18 protein-coding genes and 1 tRNA gene are annotated in these 13,946 nt (G+C 58.6%); 6 read left to right on the plus strand and 13 right to left on the minus strand.

Translation table 11 applies throughout. The annotated features are described in order from the left end of the window. Positions 1 to 81 precede the first annotated feature (81 nt). Positions 82 to 915, plus strand: coding sequence for a Sir2 family NAD-dependent protein deacetylase (locus FHT76_RS02905; protein ID WP_259184185.1), 834 nt, complete (start codon positions 82 to 84; stop codon positions 913 to 915). Here FHT76_RS02905 and FHT76_RS02910 read toward each other — a convergent pair. The 5 genes from FHT76_RS02910 to FHT76_RS02930 all read right to left on the minus strand — a co-directional run bounded on the left by FHT76_RS02910 (position 912) and on the right by FHT76_RS02930 (position 2,784). After that, positions 912 to 1,106, minus strand: a complete 195-nt coding sequence (locus tag FHT76_RS02910) for a hypothetical protein (RefSeq protein ID WP_259184186.1) — start codon at positions 1,104 to 1,106, stop codon at positions 912 to 914. The genes FHT76_RS02905 and FHT76_RS02910 overlap by 4 nt on opposite strands. Positions 1,107 to 1,132: 26 nt before the next feature. Next, positions 1,133 to 1,393 carry a hypothetical protein gene (locus FHT76_RS02915; RefSeq protein ID WP_259184187.1) on the minus strand — a complete coding sequence of 87 codons (261 nt, stop codon included), beginning with the start codon at positions 1,391 to 1,393 and terminating at the stop codon, positions 1,133 to 1,135. A gap of 29 nt (positions 1,394 to 1,422) precedes the next feature. After that, positions 1,423 to 1,884, minus strand: a complete 462-nt coding sequence (locus tag FHT76_RS02920; RefSeq protein WP_259184188.1) for a hypothetical protein — start codon at positions 1,882 to 1,884, stop codon at positions 1,423 to 1,425. Between the two features lie 136 nt (positions 1,885 to 2,020). Further along, positions 2,021 to 2,128: transfer RNA gene (locus FHT76_RS02925), tRNA-Ser, on the minus strand. 38 nt (positions 2,129 to 2,166) lie between these two features. Then, positions 2,167 to 2,784 carry a hypothetical protein gene (locus tag FHT76_RS02930; RefSeq protein WP_259184189.1) on the minus strand — a complete coding sequence of 206 codons (618 nt, stop codon included), beginning with the start codon at positions 2,782 to 2,784 and terminating at the stop codon, positions 2,167 to 2,169. 130 nt (positions 2,785 to 2,914) lie between these two features. Between FHT76_RS02930 and FHT76_RS02935 the strand changes: the two genes are divergently transcribed. Together FHT76_RS02935 and FHT76_RS02940 are read left to right on the plus strand one after the other, a co-directional pair. Beyond that, the gene (locus FHT76_RS02935; RefSeq protein ID WP_259184190.1) at positions 2,915 to 4,108 is read left to right on the plus strand and encodes a hypothetical protein; all 1,194 of its coding nucleotides are present in this window, start codon (positions 2,915 to 2,917) and stop codon (positions 4,106 to 4,108) included. Further along, positions 4,105 to 4,602 carry a hypothetical protein gene (locus tag FHT76_RS02940; protein WP_259184191.1) on the plus strand — a complete coding sequence of 166 codons (498 nt, stop codon included), beginning with the start codon at positions 4,105 to 4,107 and terminating at the stop codon, positions 4,600 to 4,602. The genes FHT76_RS02935 and FHT76_RS02940 overlap by 4 nt, the downstream gene beginning before the upstream one ends. Here the strand turns inward: FHT76_RS02940 and FHT76_RS02945 are convergent. From FHT76_RS02945 to FHT76_RS02960, 4 genes are all read right to left on the minus strand, one after another. After that, positions 4,599 to 4,997 carry a hypothetical protein gene (locus FHT76_RS02945; protein WP_259184192.1) on the minus strand — a complete coding sequence of 133 codons (399 nt, stop codon included), beginning with the start codon at positions 4,995 to 4,997 and terminating at the stop codon, positions 4,599 to 4,601. The genes FHT76_RS02940 and FHT76_RS02945 overlap by 4 nt on opposite strands. A 254-nt stretch (positions 4,998 to 5,251) precedes the next feature. Beyond that, positions 5,252 to 6,007 (minus strand): hypothetical protein, encoded by a 756-nt coding sequence (locus FHT76_RS02950; RefSeq protein ID WP_259184194.1) that lies wholly within the window; start codon positions 6,005 to 6,007, stop codon positions 5,252 to 5,254. An 89-nt stretch (positions 6,008 to 6,096) separates the two neighbouring features. After that, positions 6,097 to 7,182 carry a nucleotidyl transferase AbiEii/AbiGii toxin family protein gene (locus FHT76_RS02955; protein ID WP_259184196.1) on the minus strand — a complete coding sequence of 362 codons (1,086 nt, stop codon included), beginning with the start codon at positions 7,180 to 7,182 and terminating at the stop codon, positions 6,097 to 6,099. Further along, positions 7,179 to 7,808 (minus strand): hypothetical protein, encoded by a 630-nt coding sequence (locus tag FHT76_RS02960; protein ID WP_259184197.1) that lies wholly within the window; start codon positions 7,806 to 7,808, stop codon positions 7,179 to 7,181. The genes FHT76_RS02955 and FHT76_RS02960 overlap by 4 nt, the downstream gene beginning before the upstream one ends. A gap of 333 nt (positions 7,809 to 8,141) precedes the next feature. On the opposite strand from FHT76_RS02960, the gene FHT76_RS02965 reads away from it, so the two are divergent. Then, entirely contained in the window at positions 8,142 to 9,275 is a 1,134-nt protein-coding gene (locus FHT76_RS02965) for a hypothetical protein (protein ID WP_259184198.1), read from the plus strand. 7 nt (positions 9,276 to 9,282) lie between these two features. Here FHT76_RS02965 and FHT76_RS02970 read toward each other — a convergent pair whose 3' ends face one another. Continuing rightward, positions 9,283 to 10,242, minus strand: coding sequence for a DNA cytosine methyltransferase (locus FHT76_RS02970; protein WP_259184199.1), 960 nt, complete (start codon positions 10,240 to 10,242; stop codon positions 9,283 to 9,285). A 154-nt stretch (positions 10,243 to 10,396) separates the two neighbouring features. On the opposite strand from FHT76_RS02970, the gene FHT76_RS02975 reads away from it, so the two are divergent. Both FHT76_RS02975 and FHT76_RS02980 read left to right on the plus strand, forming a co-directional pair. Beyond that, on the plus strand, positions 10,397 to 10,621 hold the full coding sequence (locus FHT76_RS02975) for a hypothetical protein (RefSeq protein WP_259184200.1): 225 nt from the start codon (positions 10,397 to 10,399) through the stop codon (positions 10,619 to 10,621). A gap of 47 nt (positions 10,622 to 10,668) precedes the next feature. Beyond that, positions 10,669 to 10,884, plus strand: coding sequence for a hypothetical protein (locus FHT76_RS02980; RefSeq protein ID WP_259184201.1), 216 nt, complete (start codon positions 10,669 to 10,671; stop codon positions 10,882 to 10,884). A gap of 356 nt (positions 10,885 to 11,240) precedes the next feature. Here the strand turns inward: FHT76_RS02980 and FHT76_RS02985 are convergent, their stop codons facing one another. From FHT76_RS02985 to FHT76_RS02995, 3 genes are all read right to left on the minus strand, one after another. Then, positions 11,241 to 12,404, minus strand: a complete 1,164-nt coding sequence (locus FHT76_RS02985; RefSeq protein WP_259184202.1) for a hypothetical protein — start codon at positions 12,402 to 12,404, stop codon at positions 11,241 to 11,243. 62 nt (positions 12,405 to 12,466) lie between these two features. Further along, positions 12,467 to 13,075, minus strand: a complete 609-nt coding sequence (locus FHT76_RS02990) for a PAS domain-containing protein (protein WP_259184203.1) — start codon at positions 13,073 to 13,075, stop codon at positions 12,467 to 12,469. 331 nt (positions 13,076 to 13,406) lie between these two features. Continuing rightward, the gene (locus FHT76_RS02995) at positions 13,407 to 13,946 is read right to left on the minus strand and encodes a metallophosphoesterase (RefSeq protein WP_259184204.1); all 540 of its coding nucleotides are present in this window, start codon (positions 13,944 to 13,946) and stop codon (positions 13,407 to 13,409) included.

Here is a 13,946-nt window from a genome sequence, read left to right on the forward strand (position 1 = left end):
CATCGGCGTGAACATAACGCGAACGCTTAAACCACAAACCGGGTCGCTCGTAAAGCAATTTTTAAGGAAAGTTTTCCTATCATGTCTCTCCGTAGCAGACTGTGCGCTCCGTTGCCGCCCCGTCCTCCGATGGCCTTCTTTTTCACCGGAGCCGGCCTCAGCGCCGACAGCGGCGTCCCGACATTCTTTGGCTCGAACGGCGCATACGGTCGCTTCTCCAACCCGGAGGACATCGTCAGCGCGGAGACGCTCAAGGCAAATCCCGCCTTTCTGAACCGGTTCGTCGACGACATGCGGGTCGGTCTCGGCAACGCATGCCCGAACGAAGCCCACAAGGCCATCGCGCGGCTGGCAGCCGACTACGGCAGCTCGCTCGTCCACATCACCCAGAACATCGACGACCTTGTCGAACGGGCCGGTTTTTCCGGGTCCACCCACGTTCACGGCTTCCTGACGCGCATGCGCCAGTACAACAATCCAAAGAAGACCGAGGACATCGGCTACACGCGCTACTGGGACGGCGACCCCTCGCTTGCGCCCGCGAGAGGTTTCCAGTTCCGCGACCCGCGCACCAACAGCCGCTACCGACCGGACGTCGTCTTGTTCAACGAAGACGCTCCGCTCTACGTGAAACTGCACGAGACGCTGGAGGACCTACAGAGCGACGACATCGCCGTCGTCGTCGGGACCCGTGGCGTCGTCGTCCCGATTGGTTACATGCTGGCGAGGAAGCGGTGCCGCAAGGTTCTGTTGAACCTGCACGAGAGCGAAGCGCTGCCGCCGCAGTTTTTTAGCGACACCATCATGGGGCGCGCCGCGGACTATATCGACAGGGTCGAGGAAATCGTGCGGCGACACCTCGGCACGCCGAGCGACACCCATCCGGTCTCCGGAACTCCGACGCCGGCGCTCTAACGCCGTACATCGGACGGCAAAGCGATCGCGGCTCCCGTCGCGACCGCCATCAATCCGAAGATGATCCCGAAACCGAGATACTGAAGCACGCCCTCGCTGGCGGATACGAAGATCGCCCAGGCGACGGCTGCCAGCGTGGCCACGCCGACGGCCGTGATCACCAAACCAGATACCCGTCTCATCAACTTCATGCTTCCCTCCTAAGCTGCGAAGCCTTCTATTTCGTCTCCAGCAGGATCGCCCTGATGCGACTTAGCTTGTGGATGTCCCTCTCGGCACTCTCTCGGTACCTGCCGTGCCAGTCGATACGCGCAGACCTTTCTTTCTCGTCGATCCACGCAACGAGTTCTTCCACGGTCCATTCCGGTGTCGGCCCGATATCGACCGGGACGATGTCTCCGTCTTCGATCAGCTCGTAAGTGCCGTCTTGGTTGACCTTGAAGGTCCCAAAGAAAGCGCCGGGTTTGTCCGTGATCATTTCATTCTCCAGTCCGCCCAAGTCTTACATTACGACTCCAGCTTAGCCGGTTTATAAGTCTTCGCGAAAGCGTCCGCCTCGATGCGGTAAACGTCATCGAGATTGTCTTTCGACGTGCTGGCGATGAAATCGCCCTCGTCGCAGATCATTTCCTCGCCCCAAGGCGCGCGGAACGTGAAGCTTGGACCTTGGTATTTCACGGCGAAGCAATGTCCTGTCGCCCGATAGCTGTCGCCTTCCGGGGTCTTCGCCACGAATTCGTATCGGGACTGCAGCTTCTTGTCGTCGATCAGATAGGTTTCGCCGCTTATACCCGTGACGATATTGTCGCCTTCCTTCGCGGTGTTCGTGGTCTCCTTAACGCCATTGATGACGGTGTCCACCTTTTGTCCCGCGTATGCTTTGGTGACGATGAAGTTTCCGAATTTGTCGAACCGTTTGACGTTGCCCTGATCGAGATGGTTCTGGAAATATTTCTGCGCCTGGTTCATCCGCGTCTCCTGTCGGTTGTTTCGGTCCCGCATTCCGGATCACGCGCGCAGCAACGCAGGTGCGCATAAGCGCGCACCGAGAGCGATTAACCTTCGACGGGATGTTCTTGCCCCGCCAACGCATTGGACGGGAATTTGGCGAGGATGACGGGGTTCTTACCCGCACAACCGTGTTTCAAGACGGCCATATACTGTGACGCAGACTTAGCAGGCCTGCCGCTCTATCCTTTGGAGCTACACCCTCATGTGTGTAGATTTATTGTAAGACACCGAATATGCGTGTCAACGCATCGCCGGAATATTGGAAGACTCCACACACGCCCTCGCCTTCTCTACCTGCTCCTTGAGGAACGGCGACGTCGACACCACCTTCTTCTGCATGGCCTCGGCGACCCGAACGAGGAACTCCACCTCTCCCTCGTCATAGAAGCGATTGGCGGATGCGGTGATGCGGTCCATGAGGTCGACCAGCCGTCTGTCGGCGCGCAGGAACGGCGTTGCCACCTCGAACGCCGTCGACGCGCGAAACGCATCCCTTTCGTTGAGCGACTTGAGCAACCCTTCGCGGACCTGCTCCTCGGACATCGCACGGCGTTCGTCGTCCTTGTTGAACAGTTGTTCCGACCTGCATCCCCTTGGGAGCGATCTCACATATTCCAGGACTTCAGCCATGTAGCGCTTGTGGCACTTCCTGTCCGACAGCAGTCTGGCATAGGCGTGGTGGGTATCGGCGAACTGCTCTATTCCTTCCTCCGTGACCTCGCGCGGAAGCGACGCCAGGATGTGAATGCCGTGATCGACGATGTTTGCGACGACAAAACGGAACACGGCCTCTTCACCAGCGACGACGTAGCCATATTCCACCTTATCCCTCGCGACGACGACACCTGAATATTTCATTCCGACCCCTGGCATTCCCTCATCAAATCATTCCGGCCGGGTCCGCAACGGTCAAGCGCGCCGTCAACAGCTTGGCTTGTGGCCCGCGGACGAAAACGGCATCGTTTGCCACAACGACGAGGAGTTCGACATGCAGGTTACCGTCAAGCTGCCTACGGTTTTCGAAGCGCGCCTGGAGCGTCACCGAGGAACCAAGACGGTTGCCGTCCACACACCGTTTACCCGTGACGTTCCGGAAATTCAGTCATCCGAGGCTTCCGTCGTTTTCGAGGCGGATATCGACATGGTTCGCCATGACGAGACCCTGAGCGCGGAACATCCGTTGATCCTGCCCCGCGGCAGCAACAGGTTCACCATCAGAGAACACGAAGGCCGATTGTTCCGGCAGCTCAAGGATGCGAGGCTATCGGGCGAGGGCGCGGTAGACAGCGACCCGTTTCCATTTCATCCCCATCTGTCACCTATCGGCAAGCCGATCCGGCAGCACTTCAAAAACCGCCATTTTGCGTTGGCAAAGGGCCTGACTTACAGGACATGGCCCGCGTTCGGCCGGAATGCCGACCTCAGATTTGACGAAGACGTCCGAAACCTCGCGAGCCTGGAGAGCGTCGAACATCTCATCAAGGACCGCGACGAGGCAAGCTTTATGATCTGCCAGCGCATGCAGGAGCGCCGTCTCGCCGGGCTGATATGCATCGACGGCGACATTTGGATGGAGACTTCGACGCCGTGCATAATGGTCAACATGTCCACCTCGCATTACGCCGACAACCCGCAGGACGTCTGGATTAAAACGGCCTTCCTCCCGGAGTGGCGCGACAGGCGGATCACGACGCGCTATTTCCCGCTGCACGATACGGACGGAGCGAACGCCTACGTTGAGGAACTGCGGGCGATATTCAATCGAGCTCCCCGCTTCAACGTCACCGACCTCCGCTCGTACAGCGGACCTCCCTCTTCGTCGGCCATGGAGTTCGATGCGGACAAGGAGTTCACCCATCGCCACCTGGTCGGCCTTGCCCTGAACTACGGTGCCTGCCTGGACGTCATGAAGATGCCGCACGACGAACGGGCCGGCGATCCGGTAGCACGCGCCTTCTACGAGGCGCTTGGCGACAATCTCGTGACGGGAGAACGGGCTGACATGGCATCTGTCGCCGACGACCTTCTTGCCGAGATCGACCGGCGCGAGCCGCTGTGGTCGAACCAGATGCAGTCCGAAATCGGGCCAAAGCGCGCCAACCGCCTGTTCTTCGATTATGCGCGCCGACAGCTCGACGACGCCGAAGCCATCAACATCATCCCCATGAGGACGCCCAATTGAAAACAACCCGCCTCACCAAAGGCCTCGACCTGTCCTTCGAGAACCTTCCGCTCGAGCCGACACCCGAGAACATCGAACTCGCGTCCGAATTCGCGTTCGAGATGTGGAAAGCGAGATGGGCGGATCAGAAAGCCGACTGGGAAACGCGCTTCGGCTCTCCCTACAAGAGCGAGGAACCCGATGACCTCAGCGGGGCGTGCAAGTTCTCGTCTATCTTCGCCGCCATCGTCTTCGACGCCGGGATCGACGGCAACTACGATCACCAGTTCGCGGTCAAGAAAGGCAAGATCATCGACCTCAACGCCGGCGCGGCCGATGTGGCGGGACTGGCCAAGCCGTACATGCTCGATCCGATTTTCTTCGGATCACGGGATCACATGGCATCGATGAAGTCTTGCATGCCAAGGGTCATGGACTGGCTTCGCGCCTTCGACCTCAGCCTCGAGCCGACGCTTGCGCCCCAGCAGCGGACGGCGGCACCGAAACTCCGCTAGAGAACGAGGACCGACTTCACGGCGAACGTGACCTGGTTGCCGTTCCAAGAAAGCACGCCGCCGCCCTCGTGGAACGCTCCGCGCAGCAGGCTACCGTCTTCGAGCCTAAGGTCTACACCCGCACTTCGCGGAACGTCCGGCCAATCGACACTCCGCAGCGGGACCCACTCGTCTTCTTCCGAAGCGATCTCCCGCACCCGTTGAACCACGTCCTCGACTTCCCACTCCCGACGCCCCGTGAAGCCGATCGCGGATGCGACGCTTCTCACGCCGCGCTCCCAGCGGTCCTTGCGGACGATCTTGCCGTCGGCGCGAAATTCGTAGTCCTCCGGCTTCGCGTCGCGGAATTCCGGCATGCGGAAGTCCAATTCTGTGACGGTCCTGGCGTTGCTCATCCATCGATCTCCGTAATTTCTCGGTTATCCTCAAATCCAGCGGGCAAGTTCTCGCTCTGACGGCATGTCCGCCGATGAATCCGCGGCTGATCGATCGAAGGGGTCGTCAAGGCAGCCGCACGGAACGAATACCGGTTTTCCCCAACGATACACGCCGCCGCTGTCCGCCTGCCCGGTGCCTTGGCAACACGGACATCCCACGTCGTAGCGTTCGAAAGCCGGCTCCGCCTTGTTCGGGATGTTCCGCCACCACGTCAGTCCTGCGATTTTGGTTTCTTGAACGACATGCCGTCGAAACCATGCTTGTCGCGGCGGACCACGTCGCTGGCGATCTCGACCGTCGGGCGGCCCGGGCGTGCGATGATGCCTCCGACCCACATGTCGAGCCTCTGAAACGCCTCCCACGGCGGAAGGACGCACTGGAAGCCAAGGTCCTTGAGGCCGTCCGTATCGATCTTCCAGCGCCTGGTGCTGTACCACGCCTGGTGACCGTGATGACTTCCAAGGCCGTCGCTGATCGCGATCGAGACGCCCTTGGTGACCAGCCACTCTTTCTCGGCATCGGTTCCCGGCTCGGCAAACCACTCGTCCACGTTATCCTTTCCCAGATCGGTCCTCGTCCAGTGGTTATCGGAGAACCCGGATTCCACGGACGCCAGGAACTCCCTGAGCTCGTCTGCCGACCAGGCGCACCATTTCATGTAGCCGTCCTGATCCGCGTGCTTTCCTTCGACCATGACGCAGGCATGGCGCACGCCGGCGAACCAGACGACCATGGGCCGGAAGTCGAACCTGCCCTTGCGGTTCTTGACCTTGTCGTCGCTGTGGTATCGGTAAAGCCTGTGGTCCGGAGCCAATAGCAGCCTAGACGCGTCGACCGGCTTGAGACCCACTTCGCCGACGAGCAGTCCTTCGTCCTTGTCGAATGACTTGCGCACGAATACTCGCTCCTTGTCCTGACCGAAGGCCTGGGCGCTGTCATAGTAGTCGTGTCCGCCGATAATCCGCATTCGCACTCCTCAACGAGAGGGTGCACTATAGCATCGGTTTTGACGCAAACGGAAGACCCCGATGCGTACTCTCTATATCTCCCCCAGCCCTAAAATCCGGGCGTGGCCGGAACGACAGGGCTCGGCCTCTGAAGTCTCGAATTTATCTCGCCGAAGAACGGCTCCAAATTGTCGAACAGGACCTGGAATGACGACGTTTTGTCTCCAGCGGCATCCGTTCCCGGCGGTTGAAACAGCAACCTCTTGCGATTGTTCAAGCACCAGTTCGCCCATTGCACCGACTGCGCCTCATCGTCCCCGAATTCCGACCTGAAATAGCACATAAGGTCATCTGGAAGCGCGGTTCCGCGCGAGGACGCCGTCCGCGACAACGCAAAAGAAAACTTGTCGTACGTGCTATCCTCAATTCCTATGACTGGCACTTCCAGCAGTGTTCCTTCGCGGATGCCCCGTCTAACTCTGGATAGCGTGATCGCGTCCAATGGAGTCAGGAATTTCGGTTTGGTGAGCAATTTCGAGTAGTCGCCGATGCGCCTTCCGACTTCGACCGCGAACCAGATGTCGAAGAAGTCCTTGTGCCGGATCGAAGCCGCACCGTCTTCGATTTTCGAAACAATCTTCTCCGCAACTGTGTTCTCAAAGGGGTAAATTTTCACCCCGACGGGCGGGAATGGACTTTTGGCGTCGGCAAGGACCCCCGCATGGTCATGAATTGTTGGTGCGAACGACATCTCGTTGTTCACACCAACATCGATAACGAGCGGCACACGGCACGAATGAACCGACGCTGGAACGGTCACCCTCAAGCCCCCCTCGGCTTGATGGTTCCGGCGCTCGTAGCGCACGTTGGCCAAGTCGAGAATAACGCCGTCACCGAGGTCGAGCGACACCACTCGGCGCATCAGGTCCTCGCACCAAGAGATCGGGTCGGCGACATCCGGCAAATGAACATTGACGTCCAGGTCCTTGGTCGGACGGCCGCTATTGCCGAAGATGATGCTAAGGGACTGTCCGCCCTTAATCGTAACGCGCCCGTCAGTGTCCACTACCGCAAGCCGCGCCAAGAACCGCTCGACCACGTAGGTTGTCGTGAGCGCCTGTACTTCTCGCCCATCGCGCTTCGCGACTTCCTTGATCTTATGAAGAACAGACGCTCCTGATGAGCTTCCAGTCATTGCATTCCCCTCATCGCCATAACCGTCTGAGCGACCGTCCTCACATGCGCTTCCGCGCCGATCTGTTTCGCAATCCTCATTAGCTCCCGCTCGGAACCACCTGTTTCAAAGTACGCTCGCATCACCTTCAGGCCCTCCTCCACCATCCCGGTGCGCTCCATCCGACGCAGAAAGTCGACGACGGTCCGCTCCCGCGTCGTCATATCGACGTGCATCGATCCGATGTTCACGCGCTCTATTCCATATGTCAGGTAGGTCTCAGCCCAGCGGTGCCCCTCGATGTTGATGTCCGGGTGAACTGGAACCCGCTTGTTTCTGGGAAACGCCATGTGGACGACATCGGGATTGGCATCTGTGAGCCCGTGGAAGATTGCCGCCGTCTCGTGACAGACAATTCCCTCCGGATGAAGACATGAGATGACCGCCACGCTGTCCCATGTCGTATCCCTGCCCGGCTCTCCGAAGACACCGGCCGAAATCCGCTCGACAACCTGATCAGCCTCGAGTCTGCGGATCGCCGCATCTCCACCCATGATCTGGCGCACCTCGGCATAGCGCAGAGGCCTTCTTTCCGACCGCATTGCGTTCAAGAGAGCAGACTTTTTGTCCTCGTAGCTTGGCACCATGACCTCCGTGCGCATTTTTCACAGGGATTGTAACGTATCGGTCAGAAAGTGACGACATGACGTATATGCACACAAAGGCGGTGATTGTGTGCATATAGGCATCAGCCAACTTCAGACAGGAACTCCGACAGTCAGCTTTCCATCCGTGAAGAGGACGCTGCTTAGGCGCAGAGGGTCGCTCACCGTATCGGGCAGAAGCCTCGTAACCTATATGCACACATGCTTGCTGACTGTGTGCATATAGGTTTTCCACGACCGCGACAGGCTTTTCGATCCGGCTTTTGACGAAGGCAGGTTGTCAGTCCATTGTCATCGCGAACCGAAGTGGAAGCCATGAAGACAGCATTCGACTACCCAGCACTGATCCGGGGAATCCCTCGCCACCAACGTAAGGAGCGCCACATCCTCACCATGATGAGAGGACAAGCCGATATCGTTGAAGTCGACCCGGCGCGCGCGCCGCTGGTATTCCAGAGTGCATTGCTCTATCGAAACGCGTCTGCTGGAAGCTGGGATAACTATCGATACATGGACGGACGATTTTACGCTCTCGTCGATTCCACAGCCAATATTCACACCAGACTTGGCGGTGCGCTGACGATACTGATGGCAGACGTCGCGCGCGCTGCCGTAACCGTTCCAAGCTCCGACCTTTGGCCTCCACAACGCCTGCTCGTCGGTTTCAAGGACCTCCTTCACGTGCTTCCATACAAGACGGCAGCCGACGTAAAGGCCTATGACTTCATCAAGAAAGACGCCTATGCGTTCATCGAGTCCATAACGGACTGCAACGACGACGATGTCGCTTACTGGGCGGAAAAGGCGACCGATTATGCTTCGTCCACGATGATCTGCGACGGCAAGGTTTGGACTGAAGTCCCTGAACCCGTCTTGCTGCACACCACCAATAACGACGGAAGGGACGGGATGATGGTGGCCGACATGTCCCTTTACAACCATGTCGACGGCCAGTACGTCAGCGCTGACGCCCTCAATCCACACCTGCGCGTCTATCCTGTCAACGACTTCGGTCGCTTACGCGCCAAGTTTGGCTCCGACCGGGAATTCAGCGAGCGCGACTTGACGGATGTCATCGTCGCCGAAGTTTTTGGAGAAGACTTCGCGGAGAAAGAGCTTGTACGTCTTGCAACAGGGGCATGCTTTCGGTTCGAGAAGCATTTCCTCAACCAATCGACCAAACGACCCTTGAAAACGACGAACGGCCGTTTTGCCTGTGTCTATGGCGAGCTCTCCGCAGCACTGGCAGCAGGCGATATTGACCAAATAGACGAGACGCTTCGTCTTTTCGCGATGGAGTTGACGATACAGGTTTTCGACATGGGCCGTCACGCAGACGGGAGCATCCAAAATTTCAGCAGGGCACTGGAAAGCAACACGCGCAGGGTATCCGAATATTGGAACGACCGACCCATAGGGTTACCCGTTTCATCCAATCCACACCCCTAGACGGAACTCAGGCGGCCCTGAGTTCCGTTGCCGGCCGCGCTTCAAGCAAAAACTTGGCTACCGACGTCGCCACGACGTGGGCCAGCATCGGCGGCACGGCGTTGCCGATCATCTTCACGTTCTGCGAATTGGAGTACGGGAAGCTGAAGTTGTCCGGGAAGGTCTGCAGGCGGGCGCACTCGCGCACCGTCAGGCGGCGGTCAAGTTCGTAGTGAAACTGGATGCGCGACTTGGCGTTGGCACGAACCGTGTACCCCGGCTTGTCGGCCTTCGAGGTCTCGTCTCCCTGACCGTTGCCCTTCTTGGCGCGCGCCGCCTTGAAATACTGCGACTGGTTCGGAACCGTCTCGTCGGAAACGCCCTTGAGGTCGTCGATCGCCCAGGAGATGGAACGGTGAGCGTCCGCAAACAGCGCTTCCGGCTTCACAGGAAAGCCTTCGATGTCGTCGCGCACGCAGACGATGAAAAGGCGGGTTCTCGTCTGCGGAATTCCGTAGTCCGGAGCATAGAGACGCCACATCTCCACGCGGTAGCCGCATCCGCGAAACTCGTTCATGATGAAATCGAGGACTTCGCCGTCCTGCATGTACTCGAGGTTCTTGACGTTCTCGGCAACGACCATCTTCGGCCGATGCTGACGCATGTACCTGGCGAGCGCGTTGAAGAGCTGGCCGCGCTCAGACCCCAGACCGCGCTGCGGGCCACAGGACGAGAAATCCTGACACGGAAAGCCACCGACGAGGATGTCGGCGGCAGGGAGGGTCGCGGGATCGTAGGACGACAGGTCAAGCACGTCCGCAAGGTGGTGGACGTTCTGACGGTATGTCTCGATCGCCTTGGCGTCGAAATCGTATGCTCCGAGGAAGTCGAAACCGAGGTTCTGGTAACGCTCGCCTCTGAAGTCAAAATCGCCCCTGAATCCAAGGTCGAGTCCGCCACAGCCCGAGAACATCGAGACAAGTTTCATTTCACGCATCCAGTTGAGTTCTTCAATTATCATTGATTATGAACTCGGGATTCGGAAACGCACAACCGCTTTGGCCGTCGATGTCTTTGAATTATGTTGACTACACCAATCGGGACGCATACCAATGCCATCTCAACCGAATGGAGGCTTCCTCATGTATGATGATATGTTCGCTCAACCGCGCAACTACGTGACGCGGAAGTTCGTTCCATCGGCGGAGGCGTCGGCCGCGACGGACGGGATGGCGGAGCATGTATTCGGCACGGCATTCAAGATCGTTGCGACAAGCATCTTGATCATGCCCTTCGTGATCGCCTTTCCGCCGCTCGTCGCCATGCTCTTCCTTGCGGCCGGGTGGAATCCAGAGAAGCGGGATTAAAGAGACCATCGCCGCTGTTCAGTCCTCATTTTTTTGAAAGGCCACCCATGCCCCCGGAACAAATCGATGCAGCCATGCGGGAATGGAAACTTCTTTACATCATGGTCGGCGGGCTGGGTTCCACCACCCTGCTGGCGATGTTCGCTTCCGAGCTTTTCGCTGGCATGGGAAGCACCGCGTTCACGCAAAGGCTGGCGGTTCTTCCGGCGGCCGGTGCTGTTGCGAGCGTCGTCGCCATGTTTTATTTTGGTCTCAAAGTCTGAGCGGCAGGATGCAATTGTATACAGTTGGTGACGATAGCGAAGCGTATTGCTGGAAATTCACGAGGTTTGTGAAGACGACAGTGAAATGTCGTGACGTGCCTTTTGATGACGGGCTCGGTATTGCGAGAGACATCCTTGTGTTTGTGTGCGATGACTGCGAAGAGGTTTGCGCCGTTCCACCCCAATCGACACCAGCGATAGCTGCTGCGAGACGGTTGGCTGTGGCAGACGTTCGTTGACCGGATATTGACCTCCGGCCTCGTGGCGTTTCCTACATAATTTCGCGATTATCCGCAGCCGGAAACGAAAACAGCGCCCCCCAAGGACCGCTGTTTTCGTTTCCGGCACTGGCTCCGTCAGAGCCTTTGTACCGCCGCCTTTTCGGCGTCCTTAGCGGCCCTCGCATTGATGATCCCCATCAGCTGCTTCGCCTGCTCGACCGTAGGGTATCCGTTGCGGCAGTAGCGAGCGGCACCCGGATTGTCCGCGACGAAGGCGGCCACCTTGTAGCCGTCAAGCGGGCCTTCCTGCGTATCCACCGGAGACGGCGCGCCGATGACGTTCAGGATTTCCCCACAGAGGTCCCTCGACATATCCCCACCCCAGTTGACCAGAGCCCGGACCGCCTCCAGCGGAGTGCAGTCGAACGTCTTTGCGATCTCCGTCGCGGCCGAGCCTTCGGCATCGATGGGACGGCCGGCGACAATGCTTTCGATGGCCGTCAGCACGGAGGCTGGACCAACCATCTTTGGACCGATGTCCAGCCAGTAAAAGGTCGAGAACTGTCCTTTATCTGCATCGAGCGTCATGGCATCCACGCCGTCGCTGTAGGCGACGGCAACCCAGTCTCCACGCTCGTTTCTACGATCGACCTCGATGACCTGCAGATCGGAGGGAATTCCTGCCTTCAGAACCTGGATCGCCTTGAGGCGACGCCCATCGTCCGCAAGCCCCTGCTTTCTCACGACCTCGATCTCCGGACGGAGCAGCTCGTCGAACTTCCTGTTCATTGCGACCTCATCGAAGATCAGGCGGCCGTCCCCGCGACGGCAGTGGTACGGATCGACCAGACGCACCTCGTCGCCGACACGCGCGAACATGGCGTTGTAATAGCCCGGAAAATCATGGGTCGCGGGATCGCGGAGATCGTGATCGTGTTCCGTAGCCAAAGTCAGCTCGACAAATGTTTGCAGCACGTGTCTTTTCGCTGCCAAAAACAGCGCGTCGTCCGTAACCATGACGTCTTCGCCGCAGTCTCCGTCTTCGCCAGCCCTCATCAAGAGTGCGAACGGCTTTCCTTCGAAGCTCAGCGACCGGATCGATGTGCCGCGCTCGCTGTCCTCGTAGAAGTACAACTTGTCGGCGACCGCGATCTTCGCGTCTTCCGGCGGATAGTCGCCGTCGAAGGCATTATAGGAGAAGCCGGATACCCCGAAGATCATCTGGATGTTTTCCAGACCGAGGTCTCGCCAATCCTTCACGTCAGTGGACGGCAATCCGTAGATTTCATTCGGGGTCATGAATTTCTCTCCTTATCAGGTACTCCGACATAGACCGGAACCTGGTGAGGAGCAAGGCAAAGTCATGCGGAGACTTGGTTTTCGACAGCGCGGATCGACGCGTCTGGCCGCTCGCCAAGCTTCATCGCCGGCACGATTCTGCCGCGCGCCTGCGCCAGCGAAGCTCGCTCCTTCTCGCCGACGACAGCAGTCGAGTTGACCGAGGCCTGGACGAACGGAAGTCCGCTGAGGAGCATCGGCTTGGCGGACTTGAACGTCTGAAGACCTATGAAACGATCGACTTCGGCGTTGTCGCTGGTCGAACGAAGCGGAAGGATAGCGGTTTCCACCTCCACGACGCCGTCCATGGTCCATGCGTCGGACGATACCACCAGCGGCAGACGGGCCGCCGCGGCCGCATCCAATCCGTCGGAAACGGCGGCGAAGTCGCCGCCCCAGATCGAGGAGAACGACTGGCCCGTCATCTCGCGGCCATAGAACACGTAGAACTCGGTTCCGGCGAGACGGAATTTCCAGACTCCGTCATCGTTGGCGATGATGAACACCCGGGGCAGCAGCTTTACGATGTCGCGCGGAGACACGTCGGCGCGCAACGGAGCGTGCGAGCCTCCGCCGAGCGACGCCCAGTAGCGGACCATGTCTTTCGTTTCGTCGAAACGTATGTCGTCCATCTCAAGACTTCCGGTTAACAAATCGTTACCCTATTAATACCCGGAAAAGGGTGTTCTCCAAGAGCCCGCGGTCTTCAGAGAAGCCAATAACGCATTCTAGGGTTAATTCGCGAGCCGAAAAATAGCCGACGGAACCGACGCTCTTGCCCCCTGAAAAATCGAGACGGGGCCTATAGCTGTCAAAATCGTGGAATTCGCGTCGCCGCGGCACATTCCGCCGGTCGGACGGCATTCGTGATGTGCGAATGTAAAACGCCCCGATCACTGACCTCCGCCGGGGTCGGTCCGGAAGGCAGTATCGGGGCGTTGATGTCCCAAATCGGGATGTCTGTTATTTCATCCCGATGGTTAATTGTTCGTAAGTTTTTGGCGTAAAATTGACGTCTGGGACGTCGCAGCCGACATCGCGCGACAATCCGGCACCCGGAAGCTTGCCGTGCGAGTGGCCGTAGAAGTGGTAAGCGCCTTTGTGGTAGCCCTGCCATTCACGGATCGCGTAATGACAGAGGATCAGCTTCTTGCCGCCGTCGTTGGTGAATTTCATGAACTGCGGCGGCTCCGCCCAGTCGAGCGAGGCTATGGTCGGATGCAGATTGCCGTCCTCGTCCAGGTCATGATTGCCTATGATGAGATGCTTGCGCCCCTTGAGCCGCGAGAAGTACCAGCGCACCTTTTCGGCCTGAACGCCCAGCTGAAACGCGAAGTCGCCGAGGTGGTAGACGATGTCCTTGTCTCCGACCACCGAGTTCCAGTTGGCTATGATCTTCTCGTCGTGCTCCTCGATCGACCCGAAAGCACGTGGCTGAATTTCAAGAAGCCGCGCGTGCAGCAGATGCGTGTCGGCTATATAGAACTTCTTCACGAATGTCAT

This window comes from Rhizobium sp. BK176, from assembly GCF_024808055.1.